Below are 15,466 nucleotides of genomic sequence, written 5' to 3' on the forward strand. Positions count from 1 at the left end.
CAGAAGAATCCACGCCATGCACCATGTCCAGTCTGTCTGAACCGGACAGCCGTGGGCTTGTCCCGGGCATCCACGTCGTCCTGCGCATGCCGAGCGACGTGGATGGCCGGGACAAGCCCGGCCATGACGACCTGGAAAGAGGCGAGCGCAGCACGCCGATCGTCAGTTCGGATTGCCCGCCGCGAGGGGACTGGGCCGCCAGAGCGGCGGGCGTGTTCGTGCTCTCGGCGACTTGCCCCCAATGAAAAAGGCCGCGCGGGGCGCGGCCTTTTTGTCGTTCGAAGCTTGGAGGCGTTGGCGCCTTACTTCGCCGCTGGCCCGATGCTCACCTTCAGCGTGCCGACGCCGTCGACGCCGCATTCGATCTTGTCGCCGGCCACCACGGCCGCGACGCCGGCGGGAGTGCCGGTCATGATGATGTCGCCGGCGGCGAGCTCGACCTGCTGGGACAGCTTCCAGATGATCTCCGGCACGTTCCAGATCAGCTCGGAGAGGTCGCCGGTCTGGCGCTCGGTGCCGTTGACCGACAGCCAGATCTTGCCCTTCGCCGGGTGACCGATCTTGGCGGCGGGCTGGATGGCGGAGCAGGGCGCGGAATGGTCGAACGACTTTCCGACCTCCCAGGGGCGCTGCATCTTGCGGGAGGCGAGCTGCAGGTCGCGGCGGGTGAGGTCGATGCCGACGGCGTAGCCGTAGACCTGGTCGAGCGCCTTGTCGGTCGGGATGTTCAGGCCGCCGCTCTTCATCGCGACCACCAGCTCGACCTCGTGATGCATGTCCTGGGTCAGCGGCGGGTAGGGGATCACGGCGCCCTCGGGCGCCAGCATGTCGGCGTGCTTGGCGAAGAAGAACGGCGGATCGCGCTCGTCATTGCCCATCTCGCGGATGTGCTCGAGATAGTTGCGGCCGACGCACCAGATGCGGCGGACGGGAAACACGCCGGCTTCGCCCACGACGGGCAGGGACGGCTGCGGCAGGGCCGGAATGACGGTGGAGGCGCTCATGAATGATCTCGGGTGCAGTGAAATGGACAATCAGGAGGTCGCGGTCATGGGGATGACGTTCGGCCCCATGTCGCGCTGTTGCAGGCGGAAGAACGAAGCATAGCGGCCGCCACGGCGCAACAGATCGTCATGCCGGCCGCGCTCGACGATTTCGCCGGCCTCGACGACGAGGATGGCGTCGGCGTTCATGATCGTGTGCAGGCGGTGCGCGATGACGATGGTGGTGCGGTTCTGGCAGAGATGCTCGATCGCCTCCTGCACCTGGCGCTCCGACTCGGAATCCAGCGCCGCGGTGGCCTCGTCGAGCAGGATGATCGGGGCATTGCGGATCAGGGCGCGGGCAACCGCGATGCGCTGGCGCTGGCCGCCGGAGAGCTGGGTGCCGTGCTCGCCGACCGGCGTGTCGTAGCCGAGCGGGAAGCCCATGATGAAATCGTGCGCGCAGGCCGCCTTCGCCGCCTCGATGATCTCGGCCTCGGTGGCGTCAGGCTTGCCGAAGGCGATGTTGGCGCGGATCGAGTCGCGGAACAGATAGACGTCCTGGCCGACATAGGCGGCCTGCGCGCGCAAGCTGCGGCGCGACACCTGCGCGATCGACTGGCCGTCGATCAGGATGTCGCCCGCGGTCGCCTCGTAGAACCGCAGCAGCAGCGCCAGCACCGTCGACTTGCCGCCGCCGGACGGGCCGACCAGCGCGGTGACCTTGCCGGGCTCGGCGACGAAGCTCATGCGGTTGAGCACCGTCTCGTTGCCGCGATAGGCGAAGGAGACGTCGCGCAGCTCGATCTTGGCGTCGCTGAGCTTCAGCGCCGGCTTGTCGTCATCAGGCTGCTCGCTGGCGGGGCTGTCGACCACCTCGAGCAGCATGCGGGCGCCGACGAGCTGGCTGTTGAGGTCGATGTTCAGCCGCGCCAGCCGCTTCGCCGGCTCGGTCGCCATCAGGAAGGCGATCATGAAGGAGAAGAACTGGCCCGGCGTGGCGTTGAGCGCGACCACCGAGTAGCCGGCATACATCAGGCAGCCGGCGACGGCGAAGCCGCCGAGCATCTCCATCAGCGGGTTGGAGCGGTTGGAGACGCGGGCCATCTTGTTGGCGTTGCGCTCGACCACGGCGATGTTCTCGTCGATCCGCGCGCGCATCGTGTCCTCGAGCGTGAACGCCTTGACGGTGCGGATGCCCTGCAGCGATTCCTGCATCGTCTCGAGGATGTCGGCGGTGCCGGTGAACTGGTTGTAGGCGAGGCCCTTGATGCGCTTGACCAGCTTGCGCAGCACCAGCATCGCCGGCGGCACCACGAGCAGGCCGAGCAGCGACATCCAGGGATCCTGCATGACCATCACGCCGATCATGGCGATCAGGGTCACGAGATCGCGCCCGATGGCGTTGATCAGCATGTTGAGGATGTCGGTGATCGACTTGGCCCCGGAGGTGAGCCGCGCCAGGAACTCCGACGAATGGCGCTCGGAGAAGAAGCCGACGCTCTCGTTCATCAGCTTGGCGAACAGCTGCCGCTGATTGTTGGCGAGGATGGCGTTGGAGATCTTGGACAGGATGACGGCGTAGCCGTAGGTGGTCACGCCCTTGACGAACAGCAACAGCACGGTGACGCCGGAGAGCACGACGATGCCCGGAATGCTCTTCTCGACATAGGCCTTGTTGATGACCTGGCCGAGAACGTAGGTCGCCGCGGCGCTCGCTCCGGCCGCCACCGCCATCAGCGCGAAGGCGGTGAGATAGCGCCGCCAGTAGACGATGCCCTGTTGCATCACCAGGCGGCGGATCAGGATCGCGGCGCCATAGGGATCGTCAGTGATCTTCTTCGGAAATTCGGCCATTCTGGTCCCTGGCCGCCGAGGCAAATCGCTGGGCGGCCAAGTGTGCTTGCCCGCTCGGGGCGGCTTTTTCAAGCCCCCCGGCCTCCGGCTAAGTGCTTGATTCTAGGCCGAGGCCCGCTGCAGCGCGCCGCTGTGGCGTTCCAGGAACAGTTTCTCCTCCCAGGCCAGCGCGTGGGCGGCGATCGTCTCCAGATCGTCATAGGTCGGGGTCCAGTCGAGCAGCGCCTTCAAACGGCTGGTGTCGGCGACCATGCTCATGATGTCGCCGGGGCGGCGGGGCGCGTATTGGACGGGAATGGCGCGGCCGGAGACGCGCCGGACGGCCTCGATGGTCTCGAGCACGGAATAGCCGCGGCCGTACCCACAATTCAGCGTGACCGAGCCGCCACCGGTGCGCAGATAGGCCAGCGCGGAGCGGTGCACCTGGGCGAGATCGCAGACATGGATGAAGTCGCGGATGCAGGTGCCGTCGGGGGTCGGATAGTCGGTGCCGAAGATGTCGATCTTGGCGCGCTGGCCGGTGGCGACCTCCATCGCGATCTTCATCAGATGCGTCGCGCCGACGGTCGCAAGCCCGCTGCGTCCGAACGGATCGGCGCCGGCGACGTTGAAGTAGCGCAGCACCACGTAGTTGAGGTCATGTGCCGACGCCACGTCGTGCAGGATGATCTCGGCCATCAGCTTCGAGGTGCCGTAGGGCGAGGTCGGCCGGGTCGGCGCGCTCTCGGGCACCGGCACCTCGTCCGGATTGCCGTAGACCGCGGCGGTCGAGGAGAACACGAAGCGGCTGACGCCGCGCGCGACTGCCGCATTCAACAGGCTGCGCGTGGTCATGGTGTTGTTGCGGTAGTAGAGCAGCGGATCGCGCACCGATTCCGGCACCACGACCGAGCCCGCCAGATGGATGATGCTGTCGACGCCGTGCTGGCTGATGACGCCGTCCACGAGATTTTCGTCGCCGGCATCGCCGATGAACAGCGGCACGCCGTCGGGCACGAAGGCGGAGAAGCCGGTCGAGAGGTTGTCGATCACCACGACGCTTTCGCCGGCTTCCGCCAGCGCGAGCACCATGTGGCTGCCGATATAGCCGGCGCCGCCGGTCACGAGCACGGTCATTGTTTGACGCGATCCCTGTTTGTTTTGCCGCAGACTAACGCCCGCGAAATGAAGGACCTGTTGCGTGCATAGCGAACTGGCGGCGATGCTTAATGTTGCGTATAGGGAACCGCTGCAATTGGAGTGAGTAGTGCAAGCCGAGTCTGTTTCTGCCGCCGATCTCGACGTCATCGTGCCCAACCTGCACCGGCGCTATTCCGGCGTGACCGCGACCAACCGGATGGTGGCGCCGAAGCTGGCGCAGCGCGTGCGCGCGGCATGGCTCGGCTCCTACGCGCCGGAGGGGATTGCGCGGATCGGAGCGGCCGATCTGTTCAAGCTGTGGGGCCGGCGGCGGCCGCTGATCTGGCACGCGCGCCGCAACGACGAGATGATCGTCGGCGTGTTGTTGCGGGCGCTAGGCTGGCCGTTGAAGCTGGTGTTCACCTCGGCCGCGCAGCGCCATCACAGCTGGATCACGCGCTGGCTGATCCGCCGCATGGACGCGATCATCGCCACCAGCGACATCTCGGCGTCCTATCTCAAACGCGAAGCGACGGTGGTGACGCACGGCGTCGACACCGAGATCTATGCGCCGCCGGTGGATCGCGCCGCGGCCTTCGCCGAGAGCGGCCTGCCGGGCAAATACGCCATCGGCTGCTTCGGCCGCGTCCGTGCACAGAAGGGCAGCGACGTGTTCGTCGCCGCCATGTGCCGGCTGCTGCCGCGCTATCCCGATTTTGCCGCCGTGCTGGTCGGCGCCGTGACGCCCGAGCAGATGCCGTTTGCGAGCGAGTTGAAGAAGCAGATCGCCGCCGCCGGCCTGGAGCAGCGCATCGTCATCACCGGCGAGCTCGACATCGCCGAGGTGCAGCGCTGGTACCAGCGCCTGACGATCTACGCCTTCACCTCGCGCAACGAAGGTTTTGGCCTGACCTTGATCGAGGCGATGGCGGCAGGCGCAGCGCTCGTCGCAGCGCGCGCCGGCGCGGCGGAGATCGTGGTGGAGGAGGGCGTCACCGGCGTGCTGGTGCCGCCGGGCGATGTCGATGCGCTGGTCGCGGCGCTGGAGCCGCTCATGCAGGATCCGGCGGCGGCGCGGGAGATGGGCGAGCGGGCGCGGCAGCGCGTAGTGGAGAGGTTCAGCCTCGAGGTCGAGGCCGACAAGATCGCCGCCGTCTATCGCGGACTGGTCTGAGCGATGATGTCGGCGACGAACGCGTCGAGGTCGCCGCCGGCGAACAGGAAGCCAGGCAGGCCGGCGGCTTCGGCCGCGGCGATGTCGGAGGCGCGATCGCCGATCACGAAGCTGCCCTCGCGCCGGATCGGCCAGTGCTGCATCAAATCGAGGATCATGCCCGGCGCCGGCTTGCGCCAGGGATGCTCGCGCAGATAGCGCTCGACCGAGCCTTCGGTGTGATAGGGGCAGTAGCGGATGTCGTCGATGACGGCCCCCTGCGCCGCGAGCTCGGCCCGCATCCAGTCGTGCAGGCTGAGAACGTCGTCCTCCGAGAACAGCCCGCGCGCCACGCCGGACTGGTTGGTGAACAGGAAGACGTGATAGCCGGAGTCGTTGAGCCGCCGGATCGCATTGGCCACATTCGGCATCCAGCGGATCCGATCGGGCGAGCCGATGTAATTGTCGTCGTGATTGATGACGCCGTCGCGGTCGAGAAACGCCGCCGGCTTGAGCTGATCGGTCGTCATCTAGCCCTCGTCCCGCATCAGCGTCGCCTCGATCACCTCGCAGATGCCATGCGCGGTGGCGAGGTGGATCTGCTGGATCAGCGGCGTGTCGTCGCTCGGCGCGACCAGCAACTCGTCGCACAATTCGCCCATCGCGAGGCCCTTGGCGCCGGTGAAGCCGACCGTGCTCAGTCCGCGCTCACGGGCCTTGCGCAGCGCGTTGAGGATGCTCGGCGACCGGCCGGAGGTCGAGATCGCCAGCAGCACGTCGCCGGGCGCGCCGAGCCCTTCGACCTGGCGGGCGAAGACGTGATCGAAGCCGTAGTCGTTGCCAATCGCGGTCAGCGCCGAGGTGTCGGTGGTCAGCGCGATCGCGGCATAAGCCGGCCGCTCCTGCTTGTAGCGGCCGACGATCTCGGCGGCGATGTGCTGCGCATCCGCCGCGCTGCCGCCGTTGCCGACGATAAGCAGCTTGTGGCCGCCGCGCAGCGCAGCGATGATAGTCGCAGCGATCCGCCCGGCGCAGGCGAGCATCGCGGCATCGTCGGCCGCGCGCTCCATGGCGGCGCGGGAGCGGGCGAGATGGCTGGCGATCGGGTCGGATGCGCGGGTCACGGTGGCGGCTCGGGTTACGTCAGGGCCGGTGTATGGGGCGCGGTGCCGCTCCGCAAGCTAGGGCGCGACCGGTATCGCCGCATCGGCAAGGACCCGCTGGGCGATGGCGGCGACGTCGGTTGCCGGAATCTCGCGCATGCAGCGGTGGTCGTTCATCCTGCAGACTGGCCGGTGGCAGGGCTGGCATGGGAGCTGGGTCCTGGTCTGGACCGTCGCCGCGAGGCCGTTCAGCGGCGCCCAATGGTACGGGCTGGTCGGGCCGAAGATGCCCATGGTCGGCGTCCCCAGCGCCGCGGCGATGTGCATGAGCCCCGAATCATTGGAGATGGCGACGCCGGCCGCGGCCATGGCCAGGATGCCGTTGCGCAGGTCGGTTCCGGTCAGGTCCCGGACGGCAGGGCCGCCGGTGGCGACGATCTCGGCGGCCAGCGCCTTCTCGCCTGGGCCGCCGACCACCCAGACGTCGAGGCCGGCCTCGCGCAGCAGCCGGGCCGCCTCGCCGTAAAAAGGCCAGCGCTTGGCGGCGCCCACCGACCCCGGAGCCAGTGCTACGGCCGGGCGGTTCCCCAGGCCATGGGCCTCGCGCCAGCGTGCGACGTCGTCCTGAGGCACCCGCAGCTGCGGGACGGGCCATTCCGGCGGCAGCGGCGCCCGGTCGGGCAGCGCCAGCGCGGCATTCTTGTCGATGAAGCGGGGGAGCGCTTTCTCGCCCCAGCGCCAGCGGTTGAGCAGGCCGAAGCGGACCTCGCCGACGAAGCCCACGCGCTCGGGGATGCCGGCGAGCGCGGGCGCCAGCGCCGATTTCCAGGTCCGCGGCATCACCAGGGCGGTCCGATAGTGGCGTTCGCGCAACATCGCAGCGAGCTGCCATTGCCGGCCGAGCGCCAGCCGGCTGCGCGGCAGGTCCCAGACGATGCCGGAGCGGACGCCGGGCATGTAATCCACCAGCGGGGCGCAGAGCGAGGTCACCAGCAGGTCGACCGGCCGGTTCGGCCAGCGCTCCTTGAGCACCCGCACCACGGTATGGCCGCGCACGAAATCGCCGATCCACATATAGGGAATGATCAGGATAGGGCTGGTGTCCGCGGTGTCCACCTCCACCTTGGTCGAATTCGAATTCATTCTTTGTCTGCCTGGCTCAGGCGCGCTGGTAGCCGCTCGGCCGCCGCACGTAAAGTGGGCCGAGCGGGCCGTCACCAAAGCGCTTACACTTTGCCGTCGCATGCGCTACGCGAGGGCCGGGGTTTTCGGGATCAGGACGGGTTGCTGAATGTTGCTGGTGACCGGCGGCGCCGGGTTTATCGGATCGAATCTGGTTGCGGCGCTGAACGATGCGGGCCGCACCGATGTCGTCGTCTGCGACACGCTCGGCAGCGAGGGCAAGTGGCGCAACCTCGCCAAGCGGCAACTGGCGGACGTCGTGCCGCCATCCGATCTGGACGCCTGGCTGAAGGGTCGCAGGCTCGAGGCCGTCCTGCACATGGGCGCGATCTCCGCGACCACGGTGGTCGACGGCGACCTGGTGATGGAGCGCAACTTCCGCAGTTCGCTGCGGCTGCTCGATTGGTGTACGGCGAACACCACGCCGTTCATCTACGCCTCGTCGGCGGCGACCTATGGCGACGGCGCGCAGGGCTTCGTCGATGATCCGTCGCTCACCGCGCTGAGGACGCTGCGGCCGATGAATCTCTACGGCTGGAGCAAGCATCTGTTCGACATGGCGGTCGCTGCGCGCGCCGAGCGCGGCGAGCGGCTGCCGCCGCAATATGCCGGGTTGAAGTTCTTCAACGTGTTCGGTCCCAACGAGTACCACAAGGGATCGATGATGAGCGTGCTGACCCGACGCTTCGACGACATCAAGGCCGGGCACACCTTGCAGCTGTTCAAGTCGCACCGCGAAGGCATCGCCGATGGCGACCAGCGCCGCGACTTCATCCATGTCGACGACGTCGTTCGCGTGATGCTGTGGCTGTTGGCTTCTCCCTCCGTGTCGGGCCTGTTCAACGTCGGCACGGGCCGGGCGCGCAGCTTCAAGGACATGATGCTCGCGGCCTATGCCACGCTCGGTGCGACGCCGCGGATCGAGTACATCGACATGCCCGAAGCGATTCGCGGCAGCTACCAGTACTTCACCCAGAGCAACGTCGACCGGCTGTTGGCCGCCGGCTACAACGGCGGCTTCACGTCGCTCGAGGATGCGGTCGCCGGTTATGTCCGAGATTATCTCGATTCCTCCGACCGCTTCCGCTAGACGATCTGGTTCCGACCATTGCACCGAGACTGCCGCTGATGTTCGACTTTGACGATCTCTCGCAAGCGATCGCCCGCCAGACGGTGCTGTGCATCGGCGACCTCATGCTGGACGAGTTCGTCTATGGCGAGGTGTCGCGGATTTCCCCCGAGGCCCCGGCGCCGGTGATCGCGGTCCAGCGCAGCGAGACCAATATCGGCGGCGCCGGCAACGTCGCGCGCAACATCGCCGCGCTCGGTGCCCGCTGCATCTTCGTCGGCCTTGTCGGGCAGGATGCGGCTGGCGGCCAGCTCGAGGCCGAGCTCGCCAGGGAAGCTGGCATCGAGAGCGTGCTGGTGCGCGATCCTTCGCGCCCGACGACGCGCAAGGTGCGCTTCGTCTCCGAACATTTCTCCACCCACATGCTGCGCGCCGACTGGGAGCGCGCCGCACCGGCGTCCGGCGAGATCGAGCAGAAGCTGATCGAGGCCATCCTGCCGCTGATCGCACGGGCCGACATCGTGCTGCTGTCCGACTACGCCAAGGGCGTGCTGACGGCGCGCGTGCTGCGCAACGTCATCGACGCGACGCGCAAGGCCGGCAAGCGCGTCATCGTCGATCCCAAGAGCGCCAATCTCGCGATCTATCGCGGCGCGAGCGTGCTGACGCCGAACCGCAAGGAGTTTTCGGAAGCGACCCGCAGCCGGGCCGAGACCGATCACGAGATCGCCGCGGCCGCGCAGGATGCGATCTATCTCGCCGACTGCGAGGCGATCCTGGTGACGCAGAGCGAGCGCGGCATGACGCTGGTCCCGCGCGAGGGCGATCCGATTCACGTGCCGGCCTATCCCGTGAAGGTGCGCGACGTCTCCGGCGCCGGCGACACGGTCGTCGCCGTGCTTGCCGCGACGCTCGCGGCGGGCGCCGCCTGGGAGGATTCGTTGCGGATGGCGAGCGCCGCGGCGGCTGTGGCCGTCAGCAAGCAGGGCACCGCCAGCGTGACGTCGGCCGAACTGCGCCGAAAGATCCTGCCGCATGCCTATCGCGCGGCCGAGGAGAAGATCATCGAGAGCGACGACGAACTCGCCGCCCGTGTCGAGGGATGGCGGGGAGAGGGCCTGCGCGTCGGCTTCACCAACGGCTGCTTCGACATTCTGCATCCCGGCCACGTCAAGGTGCTGACCGCGGCGCGCGCCGCCTGCGACCGTCTCGTGGTCGGTCTGAACAGCGATGCTTCCGTCAAGCGGCTGAAGGGCGAGAGCCGTCCCGTGCAGGACGAGCGCGCGCGCGCCGAGGTGCTGGCCGCGCTCGAGGCGGTGGATCTCGTCGCCATCTTCGCGGAGGACACGCCGCTGCGCCTGATCGAGCTGGTCCGGCCGAGCGTCCTGGTCAAGGGCGGCGACTACACGCGCGAGCAGGTGGTGGGGCACGAGGTCGTCGAGGCCGGCGGCGGTGAGGTGATCCTGATCGACATCCTGAAAGGGCACAGCACGACGGCGCTGGTCGATCGCGCCCGGAGCGAGGCGCGATGAGCACGCTGGCAGGTCATCCCGGCCCGGCGCTGCTGGCGAGCCGCTGGCGCGATCCGGCGGCGTGGCGGACGACCGTCGATGTCGTGGCCATTCTGCTGGCCGCCTCGCTGCCGTGGTCGACCTCGCTGGTATCGATCCTCGGCGTGGTCATGCTGATCACGATGCTGCCGTTTCTCGACGTCGAACGTCTGCTGCAGGTCCTGAAGCGGCCGATCTCGCTGGCGCCGATCGCGCTGTTCCTGCTGGCGCTGGTCGGAACGCTGTGGTCGGACGTGGCGTGGGGCGCGCGGTTCTACGCGGTGGGACCGGCGGCGAAGCTCCTGGTGCTGCCGGCGCTGCTCTATCATTTCCAGCGGTCGGAGCGCGGGCTGTGGGTTTTCACCGCGTTTCTCGCCTCCTGCGTGCTGATGGTCGCGATGTCGACCGCGGTCGCGTTCAATCCGGCGCTTGCGCTCAAGGCCAACGCCGATCGCGGCATCTTCGTGAAGAACTACATCGACCAGGGCCAGGAGTTCTCGCTCTGCGCCGTGGCGCTGGCCTATCCGATCGCCCAATTGCTGCGTGCTCGCCGCTTCGTGCCGGCGGGCCTGCTCACCGCGATCATGGTCGCGTTCCTCGCCAACATGATCTTCATCGTGGTGTCGCGCACCGCGCTGGTGACGATCCCGATCCTGCTCGCGGTGTTCGGGCTGATCCACTTGAAATGGCGCGCCAACCTGCTGATCGCGGCCGTTACCCTTGCGCTGGGCCTCGCGGCATGGACCGTGTCCCCGCAATTGCAGGGCAAGGTGGCGACGTTCACGAGCCAATATCAGGACTACAGGAACGATCGCGCCGTGACGTCGATCGGCGAGCGGCTCGAATTCTGGCGCAAGTCGTTGCGGTTCCTGGCCGACGCGCCGCTGATCGGACACGGCTCGGGCTCGACGCGTCACCTGTTCGAGCTGGCCGCGAGCGGGTCGCGCGACCTCTCATCGAGCCAGGTGGTCGGCAACCCGCACAACCAGACGCTCTACGTCGCGGTCCAATGGGGCGCGCTGGGGATCGTGATTCTCTACGCGATGTGGGCGGCGCATCTTCTGCTGTTCCGCGGTGACGGGCTCGTGGCCTGGATCGGGCTGCTCGTGGTGGTGCAGAACATCTTCACCTCGCTGTTCAACTCCCACATCTTCGATTTCCACGAGGGGTGGATGTATGTCATCGGCGTCGGCGTGGCCGGCGGAATGGTGCTGCAATTGCGGACGTCTGCTGACACGGTGCAAGGGACGCTCGAACCATGACGCGTCCGTCTCAACTGACCTATCGGAATATGCTGATTGCCGCGCATGACCTCCTGGTCAGCGTCGTCGCGCTGTTCGCCGCGTTCTACATCCGCTTCGAGGGCGCCAGCACCTTCTGGGAGCGGGTGCCGCTGCTCTTTCAGATCCTGCCATATTTCATCGCCTTCAGCTTCGTCGTCTTCTACTTCTCGAACCTGCTGACGACGAAATGGCGGTTCATCTCGTTGCCGGACGCGCTCAACATCGTCCGCGTCGCGACGGTGCTGACGCTGGCGCTGCTGGTGCTCGACTACATCATCGTCGCGCCGAACGTCCGCGGCACCTTCTTCTTCGGCAAGCTCACGATCATTCTCTATTGGTTCCTTGAGATCTTTGCGCTGAGCGCGCTGCGGTTCGCCTATCGCTACTTCCGCTACACGCGGGTCCGGCGGCACGCGCGGTCGGAGGACGCGGCGCCCGCGCTCCTGATCGGCCGTGCGGCCGATGCCGAGGTCGTGCTGCGCGGCATCGAGAGCGGCGCGGTCAAGCGGATCTGGCCGATCGGCATTCTCTCGCCGTCGGCCGCCGACCGCGGCCAGTTGATCCGCGGCGTGCCGGTGCTGGGCGGCATCGACGACGTCGAGGATGTCGCGGCCGACTTTGCCCGGCGGGACCGGCCGATCGCGCGCGCCCTGATGATGCCGACGGCGTTCGAGCCCGACTGCCATCCGGAGACCTTCCTGATGCGGGCGCGCCGGTTGCGCCTGATCGTGAGCCGCCTGCCGTCGCTGGAGAGCGGCGATGCGCCGCGGCTCGCGCCGGTCGCGGTCGAGGACCTCCTGCTGCGGCCGAGCGAGAAGATCGACTACGGCCGGCTGGAAGCGCTGGTGCGCGGCAAAGCCGTCGTGGTGACCGGCGGCGGCGGTTCGATCGGGGCCGAGATCTGCCACCGCGTCGTGGCGTTCGGCGCGGCGCGGCTGCTCATTCTGGAGAATTCGGAGCCGGCGCTCTATGCGATCACCGAGGCGCTCGCGGCCGATCCCGAGGCGAACGTCGCGGTCGAGGGGCGCATTGCCGACATCCGCGATCGCGACCGGGTGTTCGCGCTGATCGGAGAGTTCAAGCCGGATCTGGTGTTCCACGCGGCGGCGCTGAAGCATGTGCCGATCCTCGAGCGCGACTGGAGCGAGGGCGTCAAGACCAACATCTTCGGCTCGATCAACGTGGCCGATGCCGCGGTGGCCTCAGGGGCGGAGGCCATGGTGATGATCTCGACCGACAAGGCGATCGAGCCGGTGTCGATGCTCGGCCTCACCAAGCGCTTCGCCGAAATGTACTGCCAGGCGCTCGACCGCCAGCTTGCCGACCGGCCGGCCGGACGGCCGCCGATGCGGCTGATCTCGGTGCGGTTCGGCAACGTGCTGGCGTCGAACGGCTCGGTGGTGCCGAAGTTCAAGGCCCAGATCGAGGCGGGTGGCCCGGTGACGGTGACGCACCCGGATATGGTGCGCTACTTCATGACCATCCGCGAGGCCTGCGATCTCGTGATCACGGCGGCATCGCATGCGCTGGCGCCGCAGCGCCCGGATGTCTCGGTCTATGTGCTGAACATGGGCCAGCCGGTCCGCATCGTCGAGCTGGCCGAACGCATGATCCGCCTGTCCGGCCTGCAGCCGGGCTACGACGTCGAGATCGTGTTCACGGGTATCCGGCCCGGCGAGCGCCTCAACGAGATCCTGTTTGCGAGCGAGGAGCCGCCGGTCGAGATCGGCGTCGCCGGCATCATGGCCGCCAACCCGAACGAGCCGCCGATGCCGACGTTGAAGGCCTGGATCGCGGCGCTCGATCAGGCGATCGCGCGCAATGATCCGGTGACGATCAAGTCGGTGCTGAAGGATGCTGTGCCGGAATTCGGCTCGAGCGCGGCCTGAGCCTTCAATGGCGTGACTGCGAAAAGCGGCTCAACACCCAGGTGACGGCGCCGAGACCGAATGCGAGCAGGATGGCGTCGGCCGGCATGGAACGCTGTGCGACCGAAATGGCTGCGAGGGTCGCAAGCACGACATTGAGGATGAACACCTCGCTGACGACGCGCGAGACGGTGAAGCCATTATCGGTGGCCTGTTGATAGAAATGCGTGCGGTGCGCCGCCCAGAACGGCTCGCGCCGTGCCATCCGCCGCAACAGGGTGAAAGTGGCGTCGAACAGATAGTACAGCGGCAGCAGCAGCGCAGCGGCGATGGAGCCCTGCCAGGCCAGATGGAGCAGGCCCCAGCCGAGCAGCAGCCCGATCGGCAGGCTGCCGACATCGCCGAGAAAGACCTTTGCGACGGGACGGTTGAAGGGCGCAAAGCCGAGCATGGCGCCACCCAGCGCCGCAGCAATGGCGGTCGCCGGCCAGGGCAGTTCACCGGAGAGGCCGAACAGGACGAGCGTCGCCGTGATCGGCACCGCCTCAGCCACGGTCATCAGATCGAGCCCGTCCATGAAGTTGACGAGGTTGACGAACCACAGGCCCGCGATCAGCAGCAGCGTGCGCTCGATCGCCAGCGGGATCGGAAACAGCCTGAGATCGTCAGGCGCGGTGAATACGACGAGGCCAACGGCCAATCCCTGCAGGATCAAGCGCGGCAGCACCGGGATCGGCCTGATGTCGTCGACCAGGCCGACCAGCGCCAGCATCGGCACCGCGATGAACAGCATCAGCAGCGGTGCAAAGCCCATCGCGGAGGCAAAGGCGCCGCCGACCACGAGCGTTGCGCCGACCACGGCTATGCCGGCGCCCTGCGGCGTGGGGATCTTGTGCGACGAGCGCGCGTTGGGCCGCGCCAGTGCGTAGCGCTGCAGCACCGGGCGCAGCAGCACGATCAGCACACCGCACATCGCGGCCGCGAGCACGGCGATGGCGGCGAGGACTCCGGTGGGATGGGCGATCATCCGCGCGCGTCCGGCGCCGCGGTGAGGCGGTCATAGAGCGCGACCACCGAGCGGCCGATGATCCTGGCCGAGAGCTTGTCCTCGACCAGTTGACGGGCCGCCGTGCCGTAGCGCGCGCGCAACTCCGGCGATGTCGCCAGTTGCGCCATGGCCTGCGCCAGCGCGGCCGCGTCCTCGACCGGCACCGAGAGCCCGGTCTGGCCATGGATCGCGATCTCGCGGCAGCCCGGCGCATCGGTGGAGATCAGCGGCCGGCCACAGGCGGCAGCCTCCAGCAGGCTCACCGGAAGACCTTCGCGATGCGATGGCAGCACGGCGATGTGGCAGCGCCGCCAGAGCTCGGTGATGTCCTTGATCTGGCCGAGCAGGGTGATGCCGGGTTCGTTCCGCCAGGCCTCGACCTCCTCGGCCGAGACCGAGGCGGGATTGGCCGGATCGGGGGAGCCGGCGATCAGCAACTGGTCGCTGCGGCCCTGCTGGCGCAGCATGCGGTGCGCGGCGACCAGGGCGCGCACGCCCTTGTCGGTGAGCAGCCGTCCTGCAAAACCGAAGGTGATCGGCCCGTCCGGTTCCGGCAGCGGCTGGAAGCGGTCGGTGTCGACGCCTGACCCCGGGATCAGCGTGATCTTGTCGCCGCGGACGCCCATGGCTTGAAGTGCTTCGCGATCGTCCGGATTCTGCACCAGCACGCAGCTCGGTGTCCGGTTCATGAGCCGCGGCAGCAGCCACAGCAGGCTCTGCTTGAGCAGGCGCGAGCGCCAGCTCGCCGAGGTGAAGACATAGCCGAGCCCGGTCATGGCGTTGACGACGGGCGTGGTGCGTCCGAGCGTGGCGAGCGAGCCGAGCACGCTCGATTGCAGCCCGGAATGATGCACCACGTCGGGCCTGATCGCAGCCTCGACGGCGCGGATCGCGCGGATCGTGGGCAGGGCTGATGACGGCGACAGCCCGCCGCGCCGGAACGGGATCGGATGCAGCACGAACCGCTCGGCGGCGATCGCGGCGGCGCCGGCGTTGACGTTGGTCGCGACATGCACCTCGTAGCCGGCCTCGCGCGCCGCGCGCGCCATCGGCAGGCGATGCATCAGGAAGGCGTAGTCCTCGTTGGCCACGTACAGCAGGCGGCGCGGCGAAGCGGAGCGGGGCAGGGACATCGAACTCACGGTCTTGGGCGGTCGAAGCGCCGTATAGGCCAAGAGCGGCCCTCGCGCGAGCCGTTATCTGTCCTGCGACGGGCGGAAAACCGCCCGCCGGTGCCGACGACGATGAGGG

14 protein-coding genes are annotated in these 15,466 nt (G+C 67.9%); 6 read left to right on the forward strand and 8 right to left on the reverse strand.

Annotated elements, in window-relative coordinates:
* Positions 1-245 (forward strand): hypothetical protein (locus ACQR2C_RS09365; protein WP_434880962.1); only part of this gene is annotated, 245 nt, incomplete at its 5' end.
* Between the two features lie 57 nt (positions 246-302).
* Here the strand turns inward: ACQR2C_RS09365 and ACQR2C_RS09370 are convergent.
* The 3 genes from ACQR2C_RS09370 to galE all read right to left on the reverse strand — a co-directional run bounded on the left by ACQR2C_RS09370 (position 303) and on the right by galE (position 3,956).
* Positions 303-1,004 (reverse strand): fumarylacetoacetate hydrolase family protein, encoded by a 702-nt coding sequence (locus ACQR2C_RS09370; RefSeq protein WP_434880963.1) that lies wholly within the window; start codon positions 1,002-1,004, stop codon positions 303-305.
* 30 nt (positions 1,005-1,034) lie between these two features.
* Positions 1,035-2,840, reverse strand: a complete 1,806-nt coding sequence (locus tag ACQR2C_RS09375) for an ABC transporter ATP-binding protein (RefSeq protein ID WP_434880964.1) — start codon at positions 2,838-2,840, stop codon at positions 1,035-1,037.
* Positions 2,841-2,942: 102 nt separating this feature from the next.
* Positions 2,943-3,956, reverse strand: a complete 1,014-nt coding sequence (galE, locus tag ACQR2C_RS09380) for a UDP-glucose 4-epimerase GalE (protein WP_316238900.1) — start codon at positions 3,954-3,956, stop codon at positions 2,943-2,945.
* Positions 3,957-4,086: 130 nt separating this feature from the next.
* On the opposite strand from galE, the gene ACQR2C_RS09385 reads away from it, so the two are divergent.
* The gene (locus ACQR2C_RS09385; protein WP_434880965.1) at positions 4,087-5,133 is read left to right on the forward strand and encodes a glycosyltransferase family 4 protein; all 1,047 of its coding nucleotides are present in this window, start codon (positions 4,087-4,089) and stop codon (positions 5,131-5,133) included.
* Here the strand turns inward: ACQR2C_RS09385 and ACQR2C_RS09390 are convergent.
* The 3 genes from ACQR2C_RS09390 to waaF are packed head-to-tail and all read right to left on the reverse strand — an operon-like array spanning position 5,115 to position 7,358.
* Positions 5,115-5,642 carry a D-glycero-alpha-D-manno-heptose-1,7-bisphosphate 7-phosphatase gene (locus ACQR2C_RS09390; RefSeq protein WP_316218673.1) on the reverse strand — a complete coding sequence of 176 codons (528 nt, stop codon included), beginning with the start codon at positions 5,640-5,642 and terminating at the stop codon, positions 5,115-5,117. The genes ACQR2C_RS09385 and ACQR2C_RS09390 overlap by 19 nt on opposite strands.
* Positions 5,643-6,236: a D-sedoheptulose 7-phosphate isomerase gene (locus ACQR2C_RS09395; protein ID WP_434880966.1), complete on the reverse strand. Its 594-nt coding sequence runs from the start codon at positions 6,234-6,236 to the stop codon at positions 5,643-5,645.
* Positions 6,237-6,293: 57 nt separating this feature from the next.
* Positions 6,294-7,358 carry a lipopolysaccharide heptosyltransferase II gene (waaF, locus tag ACQR2C_RS09400; protein WP_434880967.1) on the reverse strand — a complete coding sequence of 355 codons (1,065 nt, stop codon included), beginning with the start codon at positions 7,356-7,358 and terminating at the stop codon, positions 6,294-6,296.
* 148 nt (positions 7,359-7,506) lie between these two features.
* Here waaF and rfaD point away from each other — a divergent pair, with 148 nt between their 5' ends.
* Genes rfaD through ACQR2C_RS09420 form a run of 4 tightly spaced genes read left to right on the forward strand, consistent with a single transcriptional unit; the run spans position 7,507 to position 13,188 of the window.
* A complete protein-coding gene (rfaD, locus tag ACQR2C_RS09405; RefSeq protein ID WP_316218676.1) occupies positions 7,507-8,487 on the forward strand; it encodes an ADP-glyceromanno-heptose 6-epimerase in 981 nt (326 codons plus the stop codon).
* A gap of 38 nt (positions 8,488-8,525) precedes the next feature.
* Positions 8,526-9,998, forward strand: a complete 1,473-nt coding sequence (rfaE1, locus tag ACQR2C_RS09410; RefSeq protein ID WP_434880968.1) for a D-glycero-beta-D-manno-heptose-7-phosphate kinase — start codon at positions 8,526-8,528, stop codon at positions 9,996-9,998.
* Positions 9,995-11,278, forward strand: coding sequence for an O-antigen ligase family protein (locus ACQR2C_RS09415; RefSeq protein ID WP_434880969.1), 1,284 nt, complete (start codon positions 9,995-9,997; stop codon positions 11,276-11,278). The genes rfaE1 and ACQR2C_RS09415 overlap by 4 nt, the downstream gene beginning before the upstream one ends.
* Positions 11,275-13,188 (forward strand): polysaccharide biosynthesis protein, encoded by a 1,914-nt coding sequence (locus tag ACQR2C_RS09420; RefSeq protein WP_316180149.1) that lies wholly within the window; start codon positions 11,275-11,277, stop codon positions 13,186-13,188. Before ACQR2C_RS09415 ends, ACQR2C_RS09420 begins: the two co-directional genes overlap by 4 nt.
* A gap of 4 nt (positions 13,189-13,192) precedes the next feature.
* On the opposite strand, the gene ACQR2C_RS09425 is transcribed toward ACQR2C_RS09420, so the two are convergent.
* Together ACQR2C_RS09425 and ACQR2C_RS09430 are read right to left on the reverse strand one after the other, a co-directional pair.
* Entirely contained in the window at positions 13,193-14,194 is a 1,002-nt protein-coding gene (locus ACQR2C_RS09425) for a glycosyl transferase (protein WP_434880970.1), read from the reverse strand.
* Positions 14,191-15,348: a glycosyltransferase family 4 protein gene (locus ACQR2C_RS09430; protein ID WP_434880971.1), complete on the reverse strand. Its 1,158-nt coding sequence runs from the start codon at positions 15,346-15,348 to the stop codon at positions 14,191-14,193. The genes ACQR2C_RS09425 and ACQR2C_RS09430 overlap by 4 nt, the downstream gene beginning before the upstream one ends.
* Positions 15,349-15,466 lie beyond the last annotated feature (118 nt).

The sequence above is a fragment of the Bradyrhizobium sp. HKCCYLRH3061 genome (assembly GCF_051168015.1).
Classification (GTDB): domain Bacteria; phylum Pseudomonadota; class Alphaproteobacteria; order Rhizobiales; family Xanthobacteraceae; genus Bradyrhizobium.

What these genes read in the sequence shown, in the direction of transcription:
- ACQR2C_RS09370 (WP_434880963.1), bottom strand. Translation starts at nt 1,004, where the DNA reads ATGAGCGCCTCCACCGTCATTCCGGCCCTGCCGCAGCCGTCCCTGCCC.
- ACQR2C_RS09375 (WP_434880964.1), bottom strand. Translation starts at nt 2,840, where the DNA reads ATGGCCGAATTTCCGAAGAAGATCACTGACGATCCCTATGGCGCCGCG.
- galE (WP_316238900.1), bottom strand. Translation starts at nt 3,956, where the DNA reads ATGACCGTGCTCGTGACCGGCGGCGCCGGCTATATCGGCAGCCACATG.
- ACQR2C_RS09390 (WP_316218673.1), bottom strand. Translation starts at nt 5,642, where the DNA reads ATGACGACCGATCAGCTCAAGCCGGCGGCGTTTCTCGACCGCGACGGC.
- waaF (WP_434880967.1), bottom strand. Translation starts at nt 7,358, where the DNA reads ATGAATTCGAATTCGACCAAGGTGGAGGTGGACACCGCGGACACCAGC.
- rfaD (WP_316218676.1), top strand. Translation starts at nt 7,507, where the DNA reads ATGTTGCTGGTGACCGGCGGCGCCGGGTTTATCGGATCGAATCTGGTT.
- rfaE1 (WP_434880968.1), top strand. Translation starts at nt 8,526, where the DNA reads ATGTTCGACTTTGACGATCTCTCGCAAGCGATCGCCCGCCAGACGGTG.
- ACQR2C_RS09415 (WP_434880969.1), top strand. Translation starts at nt 9,995, where the DNA reads ATGAGCACGCTGGCAGGTCATCCCGGCCCGGCGCTGCTGGCGAGCCGC.
- ACQR2C_RS09420 (WP_316180149.1), top strand. Translation starts at nt 11,275, where the DNA reads ATGACGCGTCCGTCTCAACTGACCTATCGGAATATGCTGATTGCCGCG.
- ACQR2C_RS09425 (WP_434880970.1), bottom strand. Translation starts at nt 14,194, where the DNA reads ATGATCGCCCATCCCACCGGAGTCCTCGCCGCCATCGCCGTGCTCGCG.
- ACQR2C_RS09430 (WP_434880971.1), bottom strand. Translation starts at nt 15,348, where the DNA reads ATGTCCCTGCCCCGCTCCGCTTCGCCGCGCCGCCTGCTGTACGTGGCC.